The organism is Streptomyces sp. NPDC048196, from assembly GCF_040652715.1.
In the GTDB taxonomy this organism is placed as follows: Bacteria; Actinomycetota; Actinomycetes; order Streptomycetales; family Streptomycetaceae; genus Streptomyces; species Streptomyces siderophoricus.
Genome location: NZ_JBEZMM010000001.1, coordinates 511,877 through 529,767, shown reverse-complemented (window position 1 = coordinate 529,767; position 17,891 = coordinate 511,877). Strand labels below are relative to the sequence as shown.

15 protein-coding genes are annotated in these 17,891 nt (G+C 67.9%); 4 read left to right on the top strand and 11 right to left on the bottom strand.

Annotation, left to right across the window (positions count from 1 at the left end; genetic code table 11):
* Positions 1–79: 79 nt before the first annotated feature.
* The 4 genes from AB0E02_RS02500 to AB0E02_RS02485 form a co-directional block, all read right to left on the bottom strand.
* Entirely contained in the window at positions 80–1,120 is a 1,041-nt protein-coding gene (locus AB0E02_RS02500) for a vWA domain-containing protein (protein ID WP_362135104.1), read from the bottom strand.
* A 254-nt stretch (positions 1,121–1,374) separates the two neighbouring features.
* Positions 1,375–2,052: an AIM24 family protein gene (locus tag AB0E02_RS02495; RefSeq protein WP_030410120.1), complete on the bottom strand. Its 678-nt coding sequence runs from the start codon at positions 2,050–2,052 to the stop codon at positions 1,375–1,377.
* A 265-nt stretch (positions 2,053–2,317) separates the two neighbouring features.
* On the bottom strand, positions 2,318–2,470 hold the full coding sequence (locus tag AB0E02_RS02490) for a hypothetical protein (protein WP_362135101.1): 153 nt from the start codon (positions 2,468–2,470) through the stop codon (positions 2,318–2,320).
* 409 nt (positions 2,471–2,879) lie between these two features.
* On the bottom strand, positions 2,880–3,968 hold the full coding sequence (locus tag AB0E02_RS02485; RefSeq protein ID WP_362135099.1) for a MerR family transcriptional regulator: 1,089 nt from the start codon (positions 3,966–3,968) through the stop codon (positions 2,880–2,882).
* A 206-nt stretch (positions 3,969–4,174) separates the two neighbouring features.
* Here AB0E02_RS02485 and AB0E02_RS02480 point away from each other — a divergent pair, with 206 nt between their 5' ends.
* The gene (locus AB0E02_RS02480) at positions 4,175–4,471 is read left to right on the top strand and encodes an antibiotic biosynthesis monooxygenase (RefSeq protein WP_362135097.1); all 297 of its coding nucleotides are present in this window, start codon (positions 4,175–4,177) and stop codon (positions 4,469–4,471) included.
* Positions 4,472–4,659: 188 nt separating this feature from the next.
* Here AB0E02_RS02480 and AB0E02_RS02475 read toward each other — a convergent pair whose 3' ends face one another.
* The 5 genes from AB0E02_RS02475 to AB0E02_RS02455 all read right to left on the bottom strand — a co-directional run bounded on the left by AB0E02_RS02475 (position 4,660) and on the right by AB0E02_RS02455 (position 11,773).
* On the bottom strand, positions 4,660–5,394 hold the full coding sequence (locus AB0E02_RS02475) for a carbonic anhydrase (protein ID WP_362135095.1): 735 nt from the start codon (positions 5,392–5,394) through the stop codon (positions 4,660–4,662).
* A 376-nt stretch (positions 5,395–5,770) separates the two neighbouring features.
* The gene (locus AB0E02_RS02470) at positions 5,771–6,970 is read right to left on the bottom strand and encodes an MFS transporter (RefSeq protein ID WP_362135093.1); all 1,200 of its coding nucleotides are present in this window, start codon (positions 6,968–6,970) and stop codon (positions 5,771–5,773) included.
* 103 nt (positions 6,971–7,073) lie between these two features.
* On the bottom strand, positions 7,074–8,582 hold the full coding sequence (locus tag AB0E02_RS02465; RefSeq protein WP_362135091.1) for an FAD-dependent monooxygenase: 1,509 nt from the start codon (positions 8,580–8,582) through the stop codon (positions 7,074–7,076).
* A gap of 261 nt (positions 8,583–8,843) precedes the next feature.
* Positions 8,844–9,812: a LysR family transcriptional regulator gene (locus AB0E02_RS02460; RefSeq protein ID WP_362135089.1), complete on the bottom strand. Its 969-nt coding sequence runs from the start codon at positions 9,810–9,812 to the stop codon at positions 8,844–8,846.
* A 116-nt stretch (positions 9,813–9,928) separates the two neighbouring features.
* A complete protein-coding gene (locus AB0E02_RS02455; protein ID WP_362135087.1) occupies positions 9,929–11,773 on the bottom strand; it encodes a multicopper oxidase domain-containing protein in 1,845 nt (614 codons plus the stop codon).
* A 1,030-nt stretch (positions 11,774–12,803) separates the two neighbouring features.
* Between AB0E02_RS02455 and AB0E02_RS02450 the strand changes: the two genes are divergently transcribed.
* Positions 12,804–13,421: a VC0807 family protein gene (locus AB0E02_RS02450; protein ID WP_362135085.1), complete on the top strand. Its 618-nt coding sequence runs from the start codon at positions 12,804–12,806 to the stop codon at positions 13,419–13,421.
* A 131-nt stretch (positions 13,422–13,552) separates the two neighbouring features.
* On the opposite strand, the gene AB0E02_RS02445 is transcribed toward AB0E02_RS02450, so the two are convergent.
* The gene (locus AB0E02_RS02445; protein ID WP_362135083.1) at positions 13,553–14,914 is read right to left on the bottom strand and encodes an FAD-dependent oxidoreductase; all 1,362 of its coding nucleotides are present in this window, start codon (positions 14,912–14,914) and stop codon (positions 13,553–13,555) included.
* An 83-nt stretch (positions 14,915–14,997) separates the two neighbouring features.
* Here AB0E02_RS02445 and AB0E02_RS02440 point away from each other — a divergent pair, with 83 nt between their 5' ends.
* Entirely contained in the window at positions 14,998–15,606 is a 609-nt protein-coding gene (locus AB0E02_RS02440; RefSeq protein ID WP_362135081.1) for a helix-turn-helix domain-containing protein, read from the top strand.
* A 71-nt stretch (positions 15,607–15,677) separates the two neighbouring features.
* On the opposite strand, the gene AB0E02_RS02435 is transcribed toward AB0E02_RS02440, so the two are convergent.
* Positions 15,678–16,505: a sugar nucleotide-binding protein gene (locus tag AB0E02_RS02435; protein ID WP_362135079.1), complete on the bottom strand. Its 828-nt coding sequence runs from the start codon at positions 16,503–16,505 to the stop codon at positions 15,678–15,680.
* Between the two features lie 307 nt (positions 16,506–16,812).
* Between AB0E02_RS02435 and AB0E02_RS02430 the strand changes: the two genes are divergently transcribed.
* Positions 16,813–17,853, top strand: a complete 1,041-nt coding sequence (locus tag AB0E02_RS02430) for a hypothetical protein (protein ID WP_362135077.1) — start codon at positions 16,813–16,815, stop codon at positions 17,851–17,853.
* Positions 17,854–17,891: the final 38 nt, after the last annotated feature.

Below are 17,891 nucleotides of genomic sequence, written 5' to 3'. Positions count from 1 at the left end.
GGCCGGCCAGCGCGTACGGCCACCTCAAGGCGTGCTCAACGCAAAGGGAGCCCCGTCAACCGGCGGGGCTCCCGAGGCGTCAGCTCATCAGGAGGAGCCGGGTCTGCGGTACCAGCTTGCGGTTCACGCTGGTGCTCTGCACAAAGATCGTGAAGTCGTCGTTGTGGTCCGGCTTGACGCGAACTTCCACGTCCGGCAGGCCGAGCAGCGCCCGAGCCTCCGGCCCCGTGTACACCCGGTCCGTCTTCTTCTCCAGCACCGCGATCTGCTTCTTCGCCTGGATCTTCTCCGACTTACTCAGCTGGTAGAACGCACAACCGGTACGGTAAGTGTGGCCGCTTTCGACGACCCACTCCCGGATCGCCGCTTCGCGCGCCACCGGAATCAGCTGGTATCCGGACGGATCCACCGGGGTGAGACCGGCTGCCTCGATGGTGTCCTTGTTGACGGCCTCGGCACCCATGGAGAACACCGCCCGCGATCCCCGGATGCCCTGGCTGCGACCCACCATAAACTTTTCGGTTGCCTGCTGGATGACCTGCCCGGCCTCTTCCAGACCCTGTGTGCTCGTGGCATCCCAGATGGCGATGTTGTCCTTCGGGAAACCGCACTGCGTGGCCTCGCGCTTGCCCATCTGGTCCGGCACAAGGACGGCTAGCGTCCAGTTGTCCTCCTGCGTCTCGATCATCTTGGCCACGGCGCGAATCAGTTCATGCGGATCCCTGGCCGGGGCGTCCACACAGCAATGACTTGCATTCTCCTGCCCGTCAGTCAGCACGAACGTCAGGAAGCTGTGGTCGCCGTACAGTTGAGCTGTCTGCGCGAGCTCCCGCTGCGACTTCAGCGTGGCCGCCAGCAGAGCCGTCATTCCGCCGACCCGGTACAGCTGCTTCAGGGACGGCATCCGCAGCACGTCCTTGTCGTAGATGACGCACTCCACCGTGTCGGCGAAGACGTACACCGTGACGCGGGTTTCCTGGTCCAGTTCCTGCGACCGGCGGGCCAGATAAGCGATTTGCTGGTCGGCGACGTCGACGACCTTGCGGCTCAGGTGTGACATCGACGAACTGGCATCCAGCACAAGAGCAACGTGATTGATGTAGTTCTGGTTTCCGGACATAGCCGCTCCCCCTTGTTCCGACTCGATGCCTCGATCGTCTCACCCACCACTGACAATCGATCTGGGAGACGAGTCGGAGGGAGGGGTGCGGGTGCGCCGACCAGCGACCGCAACGCAGCCACCGGGGCCCGGGAAGGCGCTGCGCCCGCCGAGCCGAGGGTCGCCGCGGCTCCCGCTGGTCAAGGTTTCGTTCGTCCCGCGCTATGCCCGGGGCGCCCCACCCTGACCAACGGCCTCACCCGCGTACGTGCGGATCAGTTCCCGGCGGCCTTCTCCGGGCGCAGTTCACTCGGGCGTACGATCACGAACCCCTCTCCGTCCAGGCGCAATTGGACCGCCTCGCCGGATCCGCCGCGGAGCATCGACCCCATGCTCTGGGAACGGTGCAGTGAGGTCTGCAGGGCGCTGCTCCAGCCGACCACCGCATCGGTGTCGACAAAGACCGGGGCCTGCGGGGAGACGGGTATGACGATGGGGTTGCCCTCGCACATCACGCCGAGCTTGCCCTGGCCGGTGAAGACGGAGTTGAAGATTCCGCCGCCGGCCATACCAGCGCCCTTGACCACCTTGATCTCATACGAGAGGGACGGGTCGAAGCACAGCACATTGCGGCCGTTGATCGTGATGCTGTCGCCGGGCGCCAGGTCCAGGATGAAGCAGTTGGCCGCCTCGTGCGCGAACCACACCTCGCCCTGGCCCCGCACGGTCATCAGCGCCAGTCCCTCGCCGGTCACGGCACGCTTGAGGAAATTGCCGACCCCCTGGCCCTGCTTCTCGAAGTGCAGGTCACCGCGGAAGGCAATCATCGCGCCCTGCCGCGCGTAGCACTCGCCGTTCACCGCGTACTTGATCGACTTCGCGTTCTGCTGTGTCATGCCCGGCGCGGTGGCCGGCTGTGCCATGTACTCGGCGGCGAAGAGCTCACTGTTCATGACCCGGATGCTAGGCGACCGCCTGCGGCGTGCCGTCGTCCCCAGGTCCGAGACACCATCGTCCGCAGGGGGGATTTCGGACCCGCCGCCGGCCGGGCCGTACCGGGCCCGCGACGGGCTGGCGCACGGGGCCGGGTGACACGAGCCCAGCCGGCTGCGGGGGCCGTCACCGTCCGGCGCGGATGACCAGGTCGACACGGGTGACCCACCCACCACCAGCCGGACGACGCGATCGCCACTCACACGGCGGGCCCCGCAGCCTGCGTCAGCCCCAGCGATCGAACGCGGCGAGCACCGCCATGATCCCGTCTTCCCAGGTCGGGAAGGGGGCTCGGATCTGGGCGAGCGATACGGCTGCGCTGCGATCACGGCCGTCCATCACGTAGACCGCGTGATTCGCCCCGGTCGCTGTGGACACGTGTCCCACCCGGGTGAAACCGCAGTCTCCGGGGTCCGGGTCCGTGCATACGAAGACAACAACATCCCGTTGGGAGGGCTCCGGGTCCGGTGAGACGAGGAACAGCCCCCTCCGGGCCACCTCGCCCCTTACGCGACGGTCGATCCTCGACACATTCACTGCCGGCATCGCAAGCACCACCATGTTCCTGGGACCACCCCCATGGCGGCCGACCACATTCTGGGCGACGGGTGGGTCGGGTTCAATGCCATGGCCTAACTCCCCGGGCTAGAACGTGCGTTGGAGCACCGCCACCCGGCGCGCAGCATGCCAACAACGGCAACCCGAGACAGTCACGTGATCCGCCGGTCAGCCACCCACCAGCCGCGTAAGAACGCCCGAAGGCAACGGCGTTCTCGCACACGGTGGTTCAGGCTACGAGGAGGCGGAGGCCGAGTTCCGCCGCGTCGAGGGCGACGAGGTCGCGGTTGCGCTCGGCCCACCGGCCTGAGGAGAGGTCGTCGCGGAGGCTGTTCACCGCCCGCTGCTCGGCCTCCGGTCCGACTCTGGTCCATACCGATACCGCGCGGCGCACATGGTCGTCCAGGTACGCCTCGGGTCGACGCCAGTAGGCCTCGAAGAAGCCGTCAGCGCAGTCCCATGGGATGAGGACCGGCTCCGCGCGGCCCCCGATCGCGCGGGTCAGGTCGGCCAGTGAAGGCCAACCGGTAAGAACGTCAGCGAATTCAGGCAGGTAGTCGCGGGTGAGCCAGAACCGCTCACGCCAGCCGGGGGCACTGGCGTCGTACGTGAACACCACCACGCGGCGGGCCACGCGTCGCATCTCCCGCAGCCCGGCGACCGGGTCCGGCCAGTGATGAACGGTGCTGACCGCCATCGCGGCGTCGAAGGACTGGTCCTCGAACGGCAGGCTGTCCGCGCTGGCGGCCACGCACGGCGCCGCGCCCGCGGGACGCTGTGCCCGCATGACCGCCGATGGCTCCACCGCCGTGACGTCGCGGTCGGGCGGCTCGTAGGAGCCGGTGCCGGCCCCGACGTTCAGTACCGTCCGCGCGTCCCCGAGCGCCTCCCAGATCCTCGCGGCGATCCGCGGCTCGGTGCGTCGCGTCGCTGGGTAAGCGGACCCGATGGCTTCGTACAACTGGGCGCCGAACGCTCCCAGTTGTTCCTCCGGGCTCGTTCTGATCCCCATCGCCCGTGCCTCCAGTTCCCTGTCTATGGCCGTCACCATCGCAGCAGCGCGGTCGCGCTGCTCCAGCAGCAGGCCGCGCAGCCGGTACAGGTGCGCGACTGCGTCGGTGGTGGGGTCGTCAACCAGATCCGCGATCTCGCGCAAGCCGAAACCCAGCCGCCGGTAGGCGAGCACCTCCCGTAGTCGCTCCACGTCCCCCGCCGAGTAGGCCCGGTATCCGGCCGCGGTCCGCGCGGACGGCTGCACGAGGCCGATCCCGTCGTAGTGATGCAGGGTGCGGACGCTCACGCCGGCCAGCTTGGCCACATGCCCCACGGTCAGGTGCTCTTCCACGCCACCGACAATGAGGCATGACGCCACGTGAGGGTCAAGCGCTTGGCTTCTCGTACCGCCGGCACCCTCGGCAGAACTTCGACGGCGCGGCCCAGGGTTCCCGTTCCACGGCGTCTCCGCAGGTCAGCTGGCAGTCGCGATAGGGTGCTCGGGCTGTGTCCGCCCTCGATCGAGGAGCAATGGTGTTCGACCTCATCGTCATCATCCGCGTGCCCAAGGCCGAAGAGATAGCCCACGTTGCGGACGCTCTGGCCCGTATGCGTCCGCTGTGTCTGGCCGAAGACGGCTGCGTCAGCTGGGAGGCGTACCAATCGGACGAGGATGCCGCGCGATTTGTCCTGGTCGAGCGCTGGGCGAGTCGGGACCATTGGAACACCCACGGCTCCGGCACGGCTATCCAGGACATCTACGTTCCCGAGGTCATGCCGCGCATCGAACGTGAGGTGCACCCGAGCACGCCCGTCACGTCGGTATGAGACCTGACGCTACCGCCTGCATCCAGCACCACCAACGGCACCGACCAAACCCCCAATACCGAGGCTGACTTCTACGCCGGGAATCCCTTCACCGACCTGGAGCCACCCTGGTCGCCTGGGATCCATAGGGACGGGACATCAAGACCGCCCGGCCCAGTGCTATCAAGCCCGCATGTCTGGCCGGCCGATCAGGAGGGTGCGCCGCCCAGGACTTCCACCTTGCCGGTGTCGAGTGAGTAGTAGGCGCCGACCACGGCCAGGGTGCCCTTTTTCACGAGCGGGGCCAGATCCTGGTTGGAGCGTAGATCGGCTGCGGTCAGCTTGACCTGCGCGCGAGCCATGGTCTCGACCGGGTCGCCGCCACCTTCGCGGACGGCCTGCTCGTATGCCGGTTGCAGGGCCTTGACGATCGCCTGCAGGTTGCCGGGCAGCGGTTTGCCGTCCCGAAGGGACTTGTACGCCGCCTCGATGGCGCCGCAGCGCTGATGCCCGAGGACCATGACGAGCGGGGTGCCACTTGTCATGGGCCCGTACTCGACAGAGCCCGTGACCACCGGGTCGACCGCCTCTCCCCCCGTGCGCATCACGTAGAGGTCACCCAGGCCGGTGTCGAAGAGGAGTTCCGGCGGTACTCGGGAGTCGATGCACGAGAGGATCGACCCAAACGGCTCCTGTGTCTGGGCCACGAGCTGACGCCGGTTCGGGTCCCGGTCGGGGTGGTGAAGGTCTCCGCTCACCCAGCGCCCGTTACCTGCCATCAGCCGCGCGAATGCCGCGGCGGGGGTGGTCGGCCGTGCTTGGGGCGATGCGGTGGCCGTCTGGACGGCCCGTGCTTCGGGCGATGCGTTGGTCGTCGACGCGGTCCTCGTCGAAGAGCACCCCGTGAGCGCGGCCGCGGCGCCCGCCAGTCCGATGCCAAGCAACGCCCTACGATCCGGATGTCCGGCTCTGCCCATCGCTCGTTCCTCTCGATGCCGCGCAAACACACCCTTGCGTCTGGACCGGGCCCATTGTTCGACGTGGGCGGGTGCGCCAGCAGCAGGCGCAAGCAAGCGTTGGATACGTTGCCACCAACGGCCCACACCACCGGCTCGGACCGCCGGCCACACCACCGGCTCAGACCACCGGATCGGGCCGCCGTCGGAATGGCACCCGATCCCGGGCGCTGCCCGCTGGTCAAAGGCATACCGTCGATCCGATCCCGCTGAGGCCCCCTTACCGCAGACCATCCCGGCAGACGCGGGAGCGTCACGCGCGCCGGTGGCTCCCGACAGCTCCGGCCCCTCTGGCCCTCTCCGTTCATTCCCGATGGTTCAGCTGGGGCTGCGGCGGTACGGATTGGGTCACGGTGGCCTGTCCGCGGCGGGTGGTCGCGGTGATGGCGACGGCCAGGACGAGTCCGGCCAGGGCGAGCAGGGCGCCGAGCCAGACCGGTGAGGTGTAACCGAGGCCGGCGGAGAGGACGAGGCCGCCGAGGTAGGCGCCGAGGGAGTTGGCGATGTTGAACGCGGACTGGACGGAAGCGGAGACCAGCGAGGCATGGTCGGGGGCCTTGCTCATGACGTAGGTCTGCATGATCGGGCCGAGGCTGAATCCGGCGACGCCGGCGGCGAAGAGCCCGATGGCCGCGGTGACCTTCATCGGCGTGGCCAGCGCAAACAGCACCAGGACGACGGTCAGCGACGCCAGGGCCGTGTACAGGCTGGGGACCAGCTCGCGGTCGGCGGCGCGGCCGCCGAGGACATTGCCCACCGTCATGCCCACACCCAGCAGCACCAACAGGTAGCTGACCGAGGCGGAGGTGAAGCCAGTGGCCTCGGTCAGCAGCGGGGCCACATAGCTGTAGACGGTGAAGATGCCGGCAAAGCCGACCGTGACGAGGCCCAGCGCGAACCACACGTCCCGGCTGCGAAACGCGGCGAGTTCGGCGCGGACATCGTTCGGGGCTGCTTTCTGCTGTCGTGGGATCATCAGCGCGATGGCGATCAGGCTGAGCACGCCGATGAGGGCCACGACCACGAACGCCGAGCGCCAGCCCAGGGTGGTGCCGAGATACGTGCCGAGGGGGACGCCGGCGATGTTGGCCAGTGCGAGGCCGAGGAACATCATCGACACCGCCTTGGCGGTGCGGCCGGCCGGGACCATGCCCGCGGCGACGACGGCGCCCACGCCGAAGAAGGCCCCGTGCGGGAGCCCGGCCACGAACCGCGTCACCAGCATGACCGGCTCGTTGGGGGCGAGCGCGGTGGTGACGTTGCCGACGGTGAACAGGCCCATCAGCCACAGCAGCGTGGTCTTGGCGGGCAGCCGCCGGGCGGCCAGAGTGAGCAGCGGGGCGCCGACGACCACCCCGAGGGCGTACGCCGAGACCAGGTATCCGGCATCGGGGATGGAGACGTTCAGGCTGTGCGCGATGGTCGGCAGCAGACCCATCACGACGAACTCGGTGGTGCCGAGTCCGAAGGCGGCCAGGGTGAGTGCGGCCAGTGCTAGGGGCACGGGGTCCTCCTGCGAGGAGCGGGCAGACAGTGGGCGGCGGGGCGGGAAGCCCGGCCGGATATGGGCGGCCGGGTGACGTCAATGACCAGACAGAATCCGCCAGTTATGGGGTACTCCGGTAGTTGCTGGGGCGGGCGGGGCCGAACCAGTCGGTCAGGGCGGTGTGCAGGTCTTCGCCACGGACGGGTTCGTCGCCGGCCCAGGCGAGGTGGCCGTCGGGGCGGATGAGCAGGACGGCGGCCTCCGCGTCGGTGTCCGGGGCGGCGACGGCCCGCACCCGGTCACTCCAGGGCTCGGCGAAGCGGACGGCCGCGGAGGTGCCGGAGAGGTCCAGCAGCAGCGGGCGGCCCTCGCGCAGCAGCTCGGCCAGGCGTACGGGCCCGGAGTCCGTCTTGAGCTCCCGGTCGGCGACGAAGGCGCCCACGCGCACGTCGTCGCTGCCGCCGTAGTGGACGTCGGTGCCGTAAACGCCGTCGGTCAGGTAGTCGTTGACCTCGTCGAAGCCCATGAGTTCGGTGAACAGTTCGCGCAGCGCGTCGACTTGGGCGCCGGGGCGCATCAGCGCGACTTGGGCGCGGGTGTTGTGCAGGACCCGCTCGGCGACCGGGCGACGCTCGGCGTCGTACGTATCCAGCAACCCGGGGCGGCCCTGGCAGGCGGCGGCGAGCTTCCAGCCGAGGTTCACCGCGTCCTGGATGCCGAGGTTGGCTCCCTGCCCACCCGCGGGGAAGTGTACGTGTGCCGCGTCTCCGGCCAGCAGGACGCGCCCCGTGCGGTACTGCGCAGCCAGGCGCGTGCTGTCGGTGAAGCGGGAGAGGAAGCGGACGTCGGTGAACTCGATGCGCTCGCCAGTCACACGGTGGACGGAGTCGATCAACTCCTGGGCGGTGGGCGGGGTGTCGGGGAGGGGGAGATCCCACTCGGTGGTGGAGATCCGGCCGTCGGGCATCCGCATGAACCAGCCGCGCTCGTTGCGCTGCCAGCCCATGGGCAGGCGGCCCTCATCGGTGACCACGCCGAGGCCCATCCAGCTCACCAACTGCGGTGCGGTGCCCGGGAAGTCGATGCCGGCGAGCCTGCGTACGGTGCTGCGTCCGCCGTCGCAGCCGACCAGGTAGCCGGCCCGGATCACGCTCGTGCCCTGCGCCTCCTCCACCGTGACGGACACACCGCCGGCGTCCTGCTCGAACCCCACGACTTGGGCCCCGTGACGGACGACGGCCCCGACCTCCGTCGCTCGGCGGGTGAGAACGGTCTCGAGGGCCTCACGAGGCACCGCGAGTTCTCGGGGTTGTTCGGGGGTGGCGGTACCACGGCCCAGTACGAACAGGCCGGCAAAGTGTCCGCGCGCGGAGTCGTTCGCCAGACGGCGGCGGTATTCGTCCAGATGGGCCGTGCCCTTTTCTGCTGCCATGAAGTCGGCGAGCAGATTCCGACGGTCCATGAGTTCAAGGGTGCGGGCGTGGATCGTCAGTGTCCTCGGCTCGTGGGCCCCGGGCTTGAGACGCTCCACGACCAGCGTGGACACCCCATACATCCGCAGCTCGCCGGCGAGCATCAGGCCGACCGGTCCACCACCGGCGATAAGCACGTCGTAATCGTTGCTCTGCATATCCAGCACCAGCCGCCCAACTCGTTGTGAAATCCGCGCGGCGCGTTTCAGGCAAGGGAACACCTGGGCCGGATTTCCGCGCAGGGATGAATTCTCCTCCCGGCACCAACCGGGAGTCACCAATTAAGAGGTGTCCGTTCAACGGTATCCGGGGGCCCAGAAATCACAAAATGCAATCCTGATAACGCACCATTGCCTCTGACGGCAATCCATGGATGGGAAGCGGTGCAGAATTCTTCACGAGAAGTGGTTCAGACTGCTTCAGGATGAGGCGGGTTCACCGCCGCCCCGAGTGTGGGCCTGGGGGCTTCCGTCGGCGTCTCCGTCGCGCTGCCAGTTCTCGAAGACGCTGCGGACGCAGTGCCGGAACCAGGTGTGGGTGGGGTCGGCCTGATGCCGGATGTGCCAGGACTGCGCGATGACTATCGGCGGGAGCTGCAGCGGGATGCTCACCGTGCGCAGATCGAGGAGGGCGACGGCCTGGCGGCTGAGCTTTTCGGCAGCCAGCCCCACCAGGTCGCTCTGCGCGAGCATGTGCCAGGAGGCGGCCCAGCTCGGTACGACGGAGACCACCTGCCGGCGCAGCCCGTGCTCGGCGAGGTGGTCGTCGATCGGACCGGCGAGCCGGCCGCGCCGGGAGACACTGAGGTGCTGGGCCGCGGCGAACCGCTCGCGGGTCATCTCGCCGCGCAGCAGCGGATGTCCGGCACGCACCACGGCCCGCACCCGGTCGACGAGGAGCCGTTCGCTGTTGACCTCCGCGGAGGCGGAGTCGGCCGCACCGACCACGATGTCGGCGGCACCCTCGCGCAGTATCGGGGTGTTGTCGCCCGAGCCCTCCGGTACGAACCTCATCGTGACATGGGGCGCCTGGCGGTGGATGGTGCTCAGCAAGGGTTGGGCGAGCGCCCCGAGCACCATGTCGTTGGCCTGCACGGTGAAGGTCGTCTTCAGTGAGGCCAGGTCCGGCGCACCAGTTGCCAGGAACATCCCGGTGGCCTGCTCGACCAGTGAACGCACCTGGTCACGGACTGCCAGGGCGCGGGGCGTCGGCACCATCTGACGGCCCGCACGGACCAGGAGCGGGTCACCGAAGGCCCGCCGCAACCGGGCCAGAGTCCGGCTCATCGTCGGTGTGGACGTGCGCAACCGTTCCGCGGCCCCGGTGACGCTCCCCTCCTCCAGCAGGGCGTCAAGTGCGGTGAGGAGGTTCAGGTCCACGGATTTCATCTGGCGCAACCTTCGATTATCACGATTGATCTGGACGGCAAGCCCGAAGGCGGCTCAGTCTACAAGGGATATGAATTAGGGCGGAATGCCGCTTCGATGTTGCAGCCGGGCTGTATTCACCGTTCCCAGAAAGGCGCTGTGGGGGCCCGACTCTTTCCGGCTGTTTCCGGCTGCTTCCGGCTGTTTCTCCGGCTATCTTTCCGGTGGTCGCTGTGGGCACGGTGGTCGCCGTTGCTGACGATCGTCCACGGGCGCATCAGGTCGTCGTCTTCGTGTTCGAGAAGGTGACAGTGGTGGACGTAGGTCGCCGGGAACTCGGTACCACTGTCCGGAATCGACGCGATCGGATCCGTCGGCGGGGTGAATTCCTCAATGATGATTCTGGTCACCGTCTCCGGATAGGCCTTGACCGTGTCCTTGTAGGACAGGGCTTCGTCCGGGTCCGGCGGGATCGGTGGGCCGGTGAGATAGTTCGCCAACACCGGCCGGTCCGCCGGTTTCCGGCCGCCGTCAAGCCACTTTTCGTAATCCGCCTGGTAGGCGGCCGCGTCGATCGGCTGCCTGTTCAACACCTGGAAGTTGACGAGGTGGACATGCATCGGGTGGGCGTCGTGGTTGGGATTGATGTACTCCCAGATCTCGGACGAGCCCGCCTTGATGAAGTCCTCGGACGGCTCCATGAACGGCAACGCGTTGAATGTCATGGTGCCGAAGAGCTGGTGCTGGTACACCACCCATTCGCGTCGGCGGGTGTGCGGTTTCGGCTCGATGGGTGCGACCGCCGGCAGCTTGAGTTCCTTCGGCGGCGTGGTCCGGTCCGCACCTCCGGACAATGGTTTGGTGACCTGGAATTGCATGATTTCCGAGATTTCCGGTCCCATGCCCGGCATGCCGGGGAAGTGGACCGGAGCGTGGTAGTTCGTCAATGCGACGCTCGTGCCCATGGGCAGCTGGCTGAAGTCGACGATCAGGTCGTACCGCTCGGCCGGCGAGATCAGGAAGTTCAGCATCTGCAACGGAGCACGGAAGCCGCCGTCGGTGCCGATCAGCCAGAACGGCAGTGTGGCCTGCGGCAGTACGTCCCTGGGAACCTCGAACCTCAAACGCCAGAAACGCTCGTTCGAACCGTTGAGAATGCGCAGCCGGTAGCGCCTCGGCTCGACGGCCAGGAAAGGGTATGCCTTCCCGTTGACGACTGGGGTGTCCTCGCCCTCCCTCTGGGTCATGGTGTAGGCAAGCGAGCCGTCGTGGTGGAAGGTCCGGTCCTGCAGGATGAGGGGGACCTCGAATTCGCCCTGCGGAAGACCGAGCCGCTCGTCGGCGGGGTCACGAATGAGATAGAGACCGGCAAGGCCCGCATAGACGTTGAGGCTGGTCATTCCCATACCGTGATCGTGATACCAGAGCGTGCATGAATGGTCGTGGTTGGTGTAGCCGCAGATCGCTTCGTTGCGTGTGACCCGGCTCGGGTCCAGGGTGGTGTAGGACTCGGCGTGGCTCCCGTCCGGGCTGAATGACTGCAGCGGCATGCCGTCGGACTGTGGCGCGGTGAAACCGCCGTGCTGGTGTACGACGTTCCACACGTTGACATTCGGAGGAAAAGGAATTTCGCTCTTGTAGGGCGGCGGAGGAGTCGGGGTGAGCTGGGGGTCGCCGTGGCGAATGGCGTCGATCACGAACTGGAAGAGGTGAGTGGTCGGCAGCTCATTGCGGTATTTGGCGACCGTCGGGTGGTCCCTGGTCACGCTGATGGTCGGCCCCAGATAGCCCATGCCGATCGCCTTGCGAGGATCGTGCGGGTTCGTGGCCCAGTAACCCCACACCTTTGCCGGCCCGAGATCCCGGTGGAAGCGCCACGAGCTCTGTCGCATCGTGATCTCGTAGTAGTCGGCGCCCGGATAAACGGAAGGATCCGGGATGGCTGTCAACGGCCTGGGCAGCGGGTCAACGTACTTCTTCAACGGAGGGGTCTGCGGCACCGGAGCGTCCGCAGACCCTGTCCCGTGAGCGGGCGCCGTGGCATACGCCTGCGCTCCCAGGCCACCCCGCGGAAGCATGGCCGCGCTCCCCATGGCACCGGCTATGAGGAATTTCCTTCGCCCAACCATCGTCTCCAGCCTTCCCGCGCCGCACGTCACGTTCAGCCTGGCCGCGAATCGCCGTCATGGCACTCCCGCACGAGCTCCTCTCGACCGACGGAGTGATGAGGCTGCCGTCGCCGCGATGTCCGTGGTCGGCACCCTCGGCAAGATCATCTACGCCGGCACGCCTCCGCCGTCGCCATAGAAAGAGACCGCCGCACACGGTCCCTATGGTCGCTGCCGCCGAGCGCGAGCAGCCGCGTGAGCTCGGCAACCGTCGCTGGCGGCGGTTTACGGGGCAGGGACGCCTACGTTCGTGGCGATCGCGAGCGAGGAGCTCACGCGCAATAACACCGTGGGAAGCCACTCGGTATCGGCGGCCGCATCCGCATCCGCATCCGAGTACCCATCGGCATCGGCATCCGCATTGCGCTCAAGGGGGTAGAGACCAGCCATCGAGAGGACGGCTCTCCTCGCCTCATCAGACGCGCCGTCCCCTGCCTGTCCGGCGACCGCAGACTCCGCTCCGCGAGGAACGAGATATCTGCAACTACCTGGCCTTTCTCCCGCTCGTGGCACCCCTGCGCCACCACAAACGCCTGTCTCACCCCACCACGAAGGACACAGTGCTCAGGGCCAGTTGCGCAGATGGTTTTCAGTCATGCATGATCACGGCCTATCGGGGGGGGCCTGGCGTGTGGTCTGGGGAGCTTGTCTCCTGCCGCGCGCCTGTTTTGCGTGCCCCGGGTCGCACACACCATGACTCCCAGGGGGGACCGTGCTCGCTCACGACAACACGACCGGACCAGACAGACCCGGCACACCGGATACGCAAGCGGCACAGGAGGCGCAAGCGGCTGAACGCCCGGGGCCACCCGCCCGGTCCCAAGGCGCTGCCATCAGTGGCTGGGTGCTCACCATCGCGCTCAACGTGGTCGCCCCGATCATCACGTACAACGCCTTGCGGGATCAGGGCTGGAGCGAGTTCGCGGCACTGCTGGCAGGCGGTGCCTGGCCGGTTCTCGACAGCGCCGTCCACCTCGTGTGGCGACGCCGTCTCGACGAATTCGCCGTAGTAACCCTGGTGTTCTTGGTGATCACCGCAGTGGTGTCTCTCATCGGCTCCCACTCGACCCAGGCACTGCTGGTCAAGGACTCCGCCATCAGCGGGTTGTTCGGACTGCTGTGCCTGGCGACCTTGGTGGCGCCGCGCCCCCTGATGTTCTACTTCGGCCGTAAGTTCGCCACCGACGGCACCGCAGCGAGCACCGCCTGGTGGAACGGCATGTGGCAGTACGAAGGATTCCGCAACACCACGCGGACGATGACGACGGTCTGGGGCGTGGCCTACTGCCTGGAGGCAGCGGTCCGAATCGCGCTGGCCTACGTCCTGACCACCGACACCGTGGTGGTCTTGAGCCCGATTCTCATGTACGGCGTGCTCGGCGCCCTCATTCTGTGGACGACGATGTACGGCAAACGGTCCCGACGCCGGGGTGAGGAACGCGCCGCTGCGGCTGCCGGCTGACGAGCTCGTGCACCTCGCCAACGCCAACGCGAACTCCAACGCCTGTGCCAACGCGAACGTCCACGCCTCCTAACCCCGGGCCGAGATAACGGCGGTCCCGCATTCCCCGTACGTGGTGCGGGACCGCCTTATCAGGAGAGTTCAGGGAGGATCTCGCCCGCGACGCGGTGGCCGGATTCAGCGGCTCCGTCCATGTAGCCCGCCCACTTCGTGGCGGTCTCGGTACCCGCCCAGTGCAGCGGGCCGACCGGCCTGCGCAGGGCCGGACCGAAGCGGGTGAGGGTGCCGGGCACGGCGAACGCCCCGTAGCACCCGCGGCTGTACTCCTCTTCCGCCCAGTCGCGTTCGAGGTAGGCGACCGGGTTGCGGGCCCGAGGGCCGAAATAGCCGACGAGGTCCTTGAGCACCTGCGCGCGCCGCTCGTCGAAGCCCATACGCGCGCCGGTATCGGCATGCCGGCCTTCGAGGAAGCCGACAAGCACGCCGGGAGAGCCGTCGAACGGCGTGTTGTCGAACACCGTGCCCAGGGCCCGATCGGTGCTGTTCGCCTGGCCGCTCAGGCCCGCACGGCGCCAGAACGGCTCGTCGTAGGCGACGTTGACCTTGATGACCCTGCCCATCGGCATCCGCTGGACGAGCTGGTCGCGGTCGCCCGGAAGGCCCGGGGTGAACCGGATGCGCGCGGCGAGCGGGGGTGGCACCGCGACCACGGCCCGGCGGGCGCGCACGGTGCGGCCGCTGCGCGTGACGATGCGGACGCCCGAGCTCTGCCAGTCGATGTCGGTCACCGGCGCGTCGAGGACGACCCGGTCACCGAGTTCCTCCGCCAGCCTCAGCGCGATGCGCTGCGTTCCGCCGACCACGCGGTCCTGCTGCGCCCCGCCAACAGTGTTGATCAGCGCGTCGAGGCCGCCGGCACCGCCGACGTAGAAGGCGGCCCACAGTGCGGACATGTCCTCGGGTTCTGCGGAGAACACCCCCTCGGTGACCAGCCGGAAGAAAGCGCGGCCACCTGCGGTGTACGCGGTTTTGCGAAGCCAGGTGCCGAAGGTCTGGGTGTCCAGTTCCTCGGCGCGCGGTGCCCGCCACGGATCGGTGGCGGCGACGTGACGCGCGAGCCGGTCCAGGCGGTAGTGGACCTGTCCGATGTCGGCCAGCACCAGCGGGTTCAGTCGGGGTATTCGGCCCGTGTACCGGGAGCGGTAGGAGCCCATCTCGGCGATGTGCTCGCCGTCGGCGTAGGTGGGGTAGGTGCGCAGGCCCAGTTCCTTGATCAGCGCCAGCACGCGGTCCTGTCCCGGGCCGACCCACTGCCCGCCCACCTCGATGGGGGCGCCACCGGGTAACTCATCGTTCAGAAGCCGGCCACCGACGCGGTCACGCGCCTCCAGCACCAGTACCTCCGCCCCGCCCTGAACCAGGTCCCGAGCGGCCACCAGGCCCGCCACTCCGGCCCCGACGACCACGACGTCCACGACATCCACGAGGTTCACCGATTTATCCATCGCCACCTCACACCCAGAACTCACATACAGAGTGAATCTGACATGCAAAGCGTATGTGATATCCATGCCGGGTGGAAACACTGCGAGAGAAGTACGCGGAGAACACCCGCCGCATCCTGCTCGACACCGCCCGGCGCCTCTTCAGCGAGCGTGAGTATGCGAGCGTGTCGGCGGAAGAGCTGGTGCGCACCGCCGGCCTCACCCGCGGCGCGCTCTACCACCACTTCAACGGCAAGCTGGGGCTCTTCGAGGCTGTCTTCGAAGACCTGGAGCGTCAGGCAACGCAGCGCATCACGGCGGCGATCGACCCCGTCTCGGACCCGCGCGAGCGAGCCGACCACGCCGTCGACGAGTTCCTCGACATCTGCAGGGAACCCACCTACCGTCACATCGTCCTCCAGCAAGGCCCGATCGCCCTCGGCTGGCAGCAATGGCGCGCACTGGACCAGCGCCATCTCGGCGGCCTGGTCCTCGACATCGTGCAGACCGCGCTCGACGCCGGCCGCATCCGGCCCCACCCGGCCGAACTGATCGCCAGAGCGTTCTACGGCGCCCTCACCGAACTGTCCCTCGCCATCGCCGAAACCGACAACCCTGACCAGGCCCGAACTCAGGCGGCAGGTCTCGTACGCGACCTCGTGGACGGTCTGGCGATCGACGCACCTTCCCCGTCGGCCTGACCGGCTGCGGTCACACCCGGCCCAGGCACGCAGTCCGCCTCGGTCGTGGGACAGCGATATGGGTGAGGCGTTCACACCTTCGCGGTGAGGAACTGGTAGGCGCCGCGTAGCGGGGTGCGCAGCTTGCGCTGGGTTGCGCGGCTGTCGAGGCGGACGTCGAGGGCGCCGGGAAGTGTGCTGTCGGCCCGCAGACCCGTGGGCAAGCGGGAGGGGTCGAGGCCGTCCCGCCTGGCGATGAGGACGCCGAGCTCGTGGCGGCTCAACGCGTCGGCGCCTGCGAGATGGTGGATGCCGCCGGTGTCGTGCGATGCGAGCTCCAGGAGGGCCGCGGCGAGATCGGCGACGTGTACCGGGCAGCGGATGTCATCGGTGAACAGGGCGCCGTCGCGGGTACCGGATGCGAGGTCGTGTACGGCACGTTCGTGGAGGGACTGGCCGCTGCCGATGATCAACGAGGTACGGGCGACGACGGCCTGCGGATGCGTGAGGAGGACCCCGGTTTCCGCCGCGGCCTTCGCCGCCCCGTACGGGGTGAGGGGATCAGGCAGGCAGGACTCGTCGTAGCGGACGCGAGCGCCGGAGAACACCGCGTCGCTGGAAACATGGACCAAGCGACTGCCGTACTCCGCCGAGGCCATCGCCAGCCGGACCGGGCCCTCGGCCGTGACTGCCCAATCGGCTGCGCCACTCGACGCGTTGACGACAAGGTCCGGGCCGACCTCGGCCATGACCGCGTCGATACGCCCAGGCTCCCGCAGGTCGAGGGCGTACCAGGCAACCTCGCGAGAGTGGCCGGGATTGGTCGCATAGGTCGCGGCCGTCATATGCCCTGCTGCTACCGCCTGCCCGACCAGCTCAGAGCCCAAGAAGCCACTACCGCCGAGGATCAGAACTCTCACGATGCGTACGGTAAACCGGTCCAGCGGCCCGGGCGCCCGTGTGCCACACCATCCCGCCACAGTATGGCGGGACATGGCCTGATCTCCTCGACGGCTCCGGTGGCCCTCTGCCCCTGAGACCGAGAATCGGGCAAACTCAGACGGTGGTCGAGGGCGACGGGTCCGTGATGCCAAGGGTCTGGAATCAGCAGAGCGCCTGGTCCGAGACCGCCAACCGCACGCAGCCGGGGGTCTTCCGCGCACGTGCGGTGCTGGGTCGCGGAGCAGCGGGCACGTTCCGCACCCGAGGTGCCCGATGAGAGCAGGCGTGCTCGTCGCCGTCGGGTCGATCGTCATGCTGTTGTCGTCGCTGGGCATCGTTTACGGATTCCAGGGCCATGCCTGGATGGCGTATCCCTGTGCGGCACTCGTGGGTGTGGGATTCCGGGTACGTCAACGGGGACGACAACTGGCCGGTGCCAAGAATGTGACGGAACTGGCCGACTCCACCGACCTGGTTGTCCCACAGGAGCCGTTCATCCTCTACTTGCGTGGATTCGACGTGGATCCTCGCACCCGCGACATGGTGCCGCACGGACCGTTGACCGTTCTGGGGATGCCGAAGCTGGGTGAGGAGGAACTGCTGGTGAGGGCGCTGTCCGAGGTCGCACCCGTCCTCGCCATCGGCGACCCCACGGACCGGCTTCCCCAGCTCGGTGCGCAGCGCATCTACTACCGCCGGCGCGACAGCGGGTGGAAGAGGATCGCCGGCGAACTCATCCACAGGGCATCGCTCGTGGTCATCACCACCGGCGACTCGGACGGGTTGGACTGGGAGTACGCACACGTACTGGCGGACCTGCCCTTGGAGCGGCTGCTGATCGTCGTCTGCGGGGACGGTCACCACTACGAGAGATTCCGGCTCCGGGCGCGACTGCGCGGTCAATTCCCCCACAGCGAGCTGCCGGAATGGCCCACGATGCTGTCGCTGTACGACAGGAGGACCATCCGGGCGGCGGTCCGCTTCGATACGGCCGGAACACCGAGCCTCGAACCCCTCGTCTTCCAGACGGGCTGGTCACACAGGTCCGCTCTGGAAACGTCCCTGCCCGGCGGGTCATCGACCGTTGGCGCGCAGAACTGGCAGACGGTCCGACTCGGCCGTCCGGCAGCCTCTGGTCGTGTCATTTCGAGGATTCCGAGGATGCTGCCGGTGGCTCCCCGGCGCCCCTGTCGGTCAACGTGTCGGACCCGTGTACCGGTGCCGTCACTGAGGTGCCCGCCGTGGTCCGTGGATTCGACGGGAAGCTCGCGGCCTACGAGGACCGCGTGGAGCTCGCGTATGGCGGTAAGGAGGCGGGACGTCTGAAGGCGGCGCTGGGGAGCCGCAGCTACCCGTATTCGGCC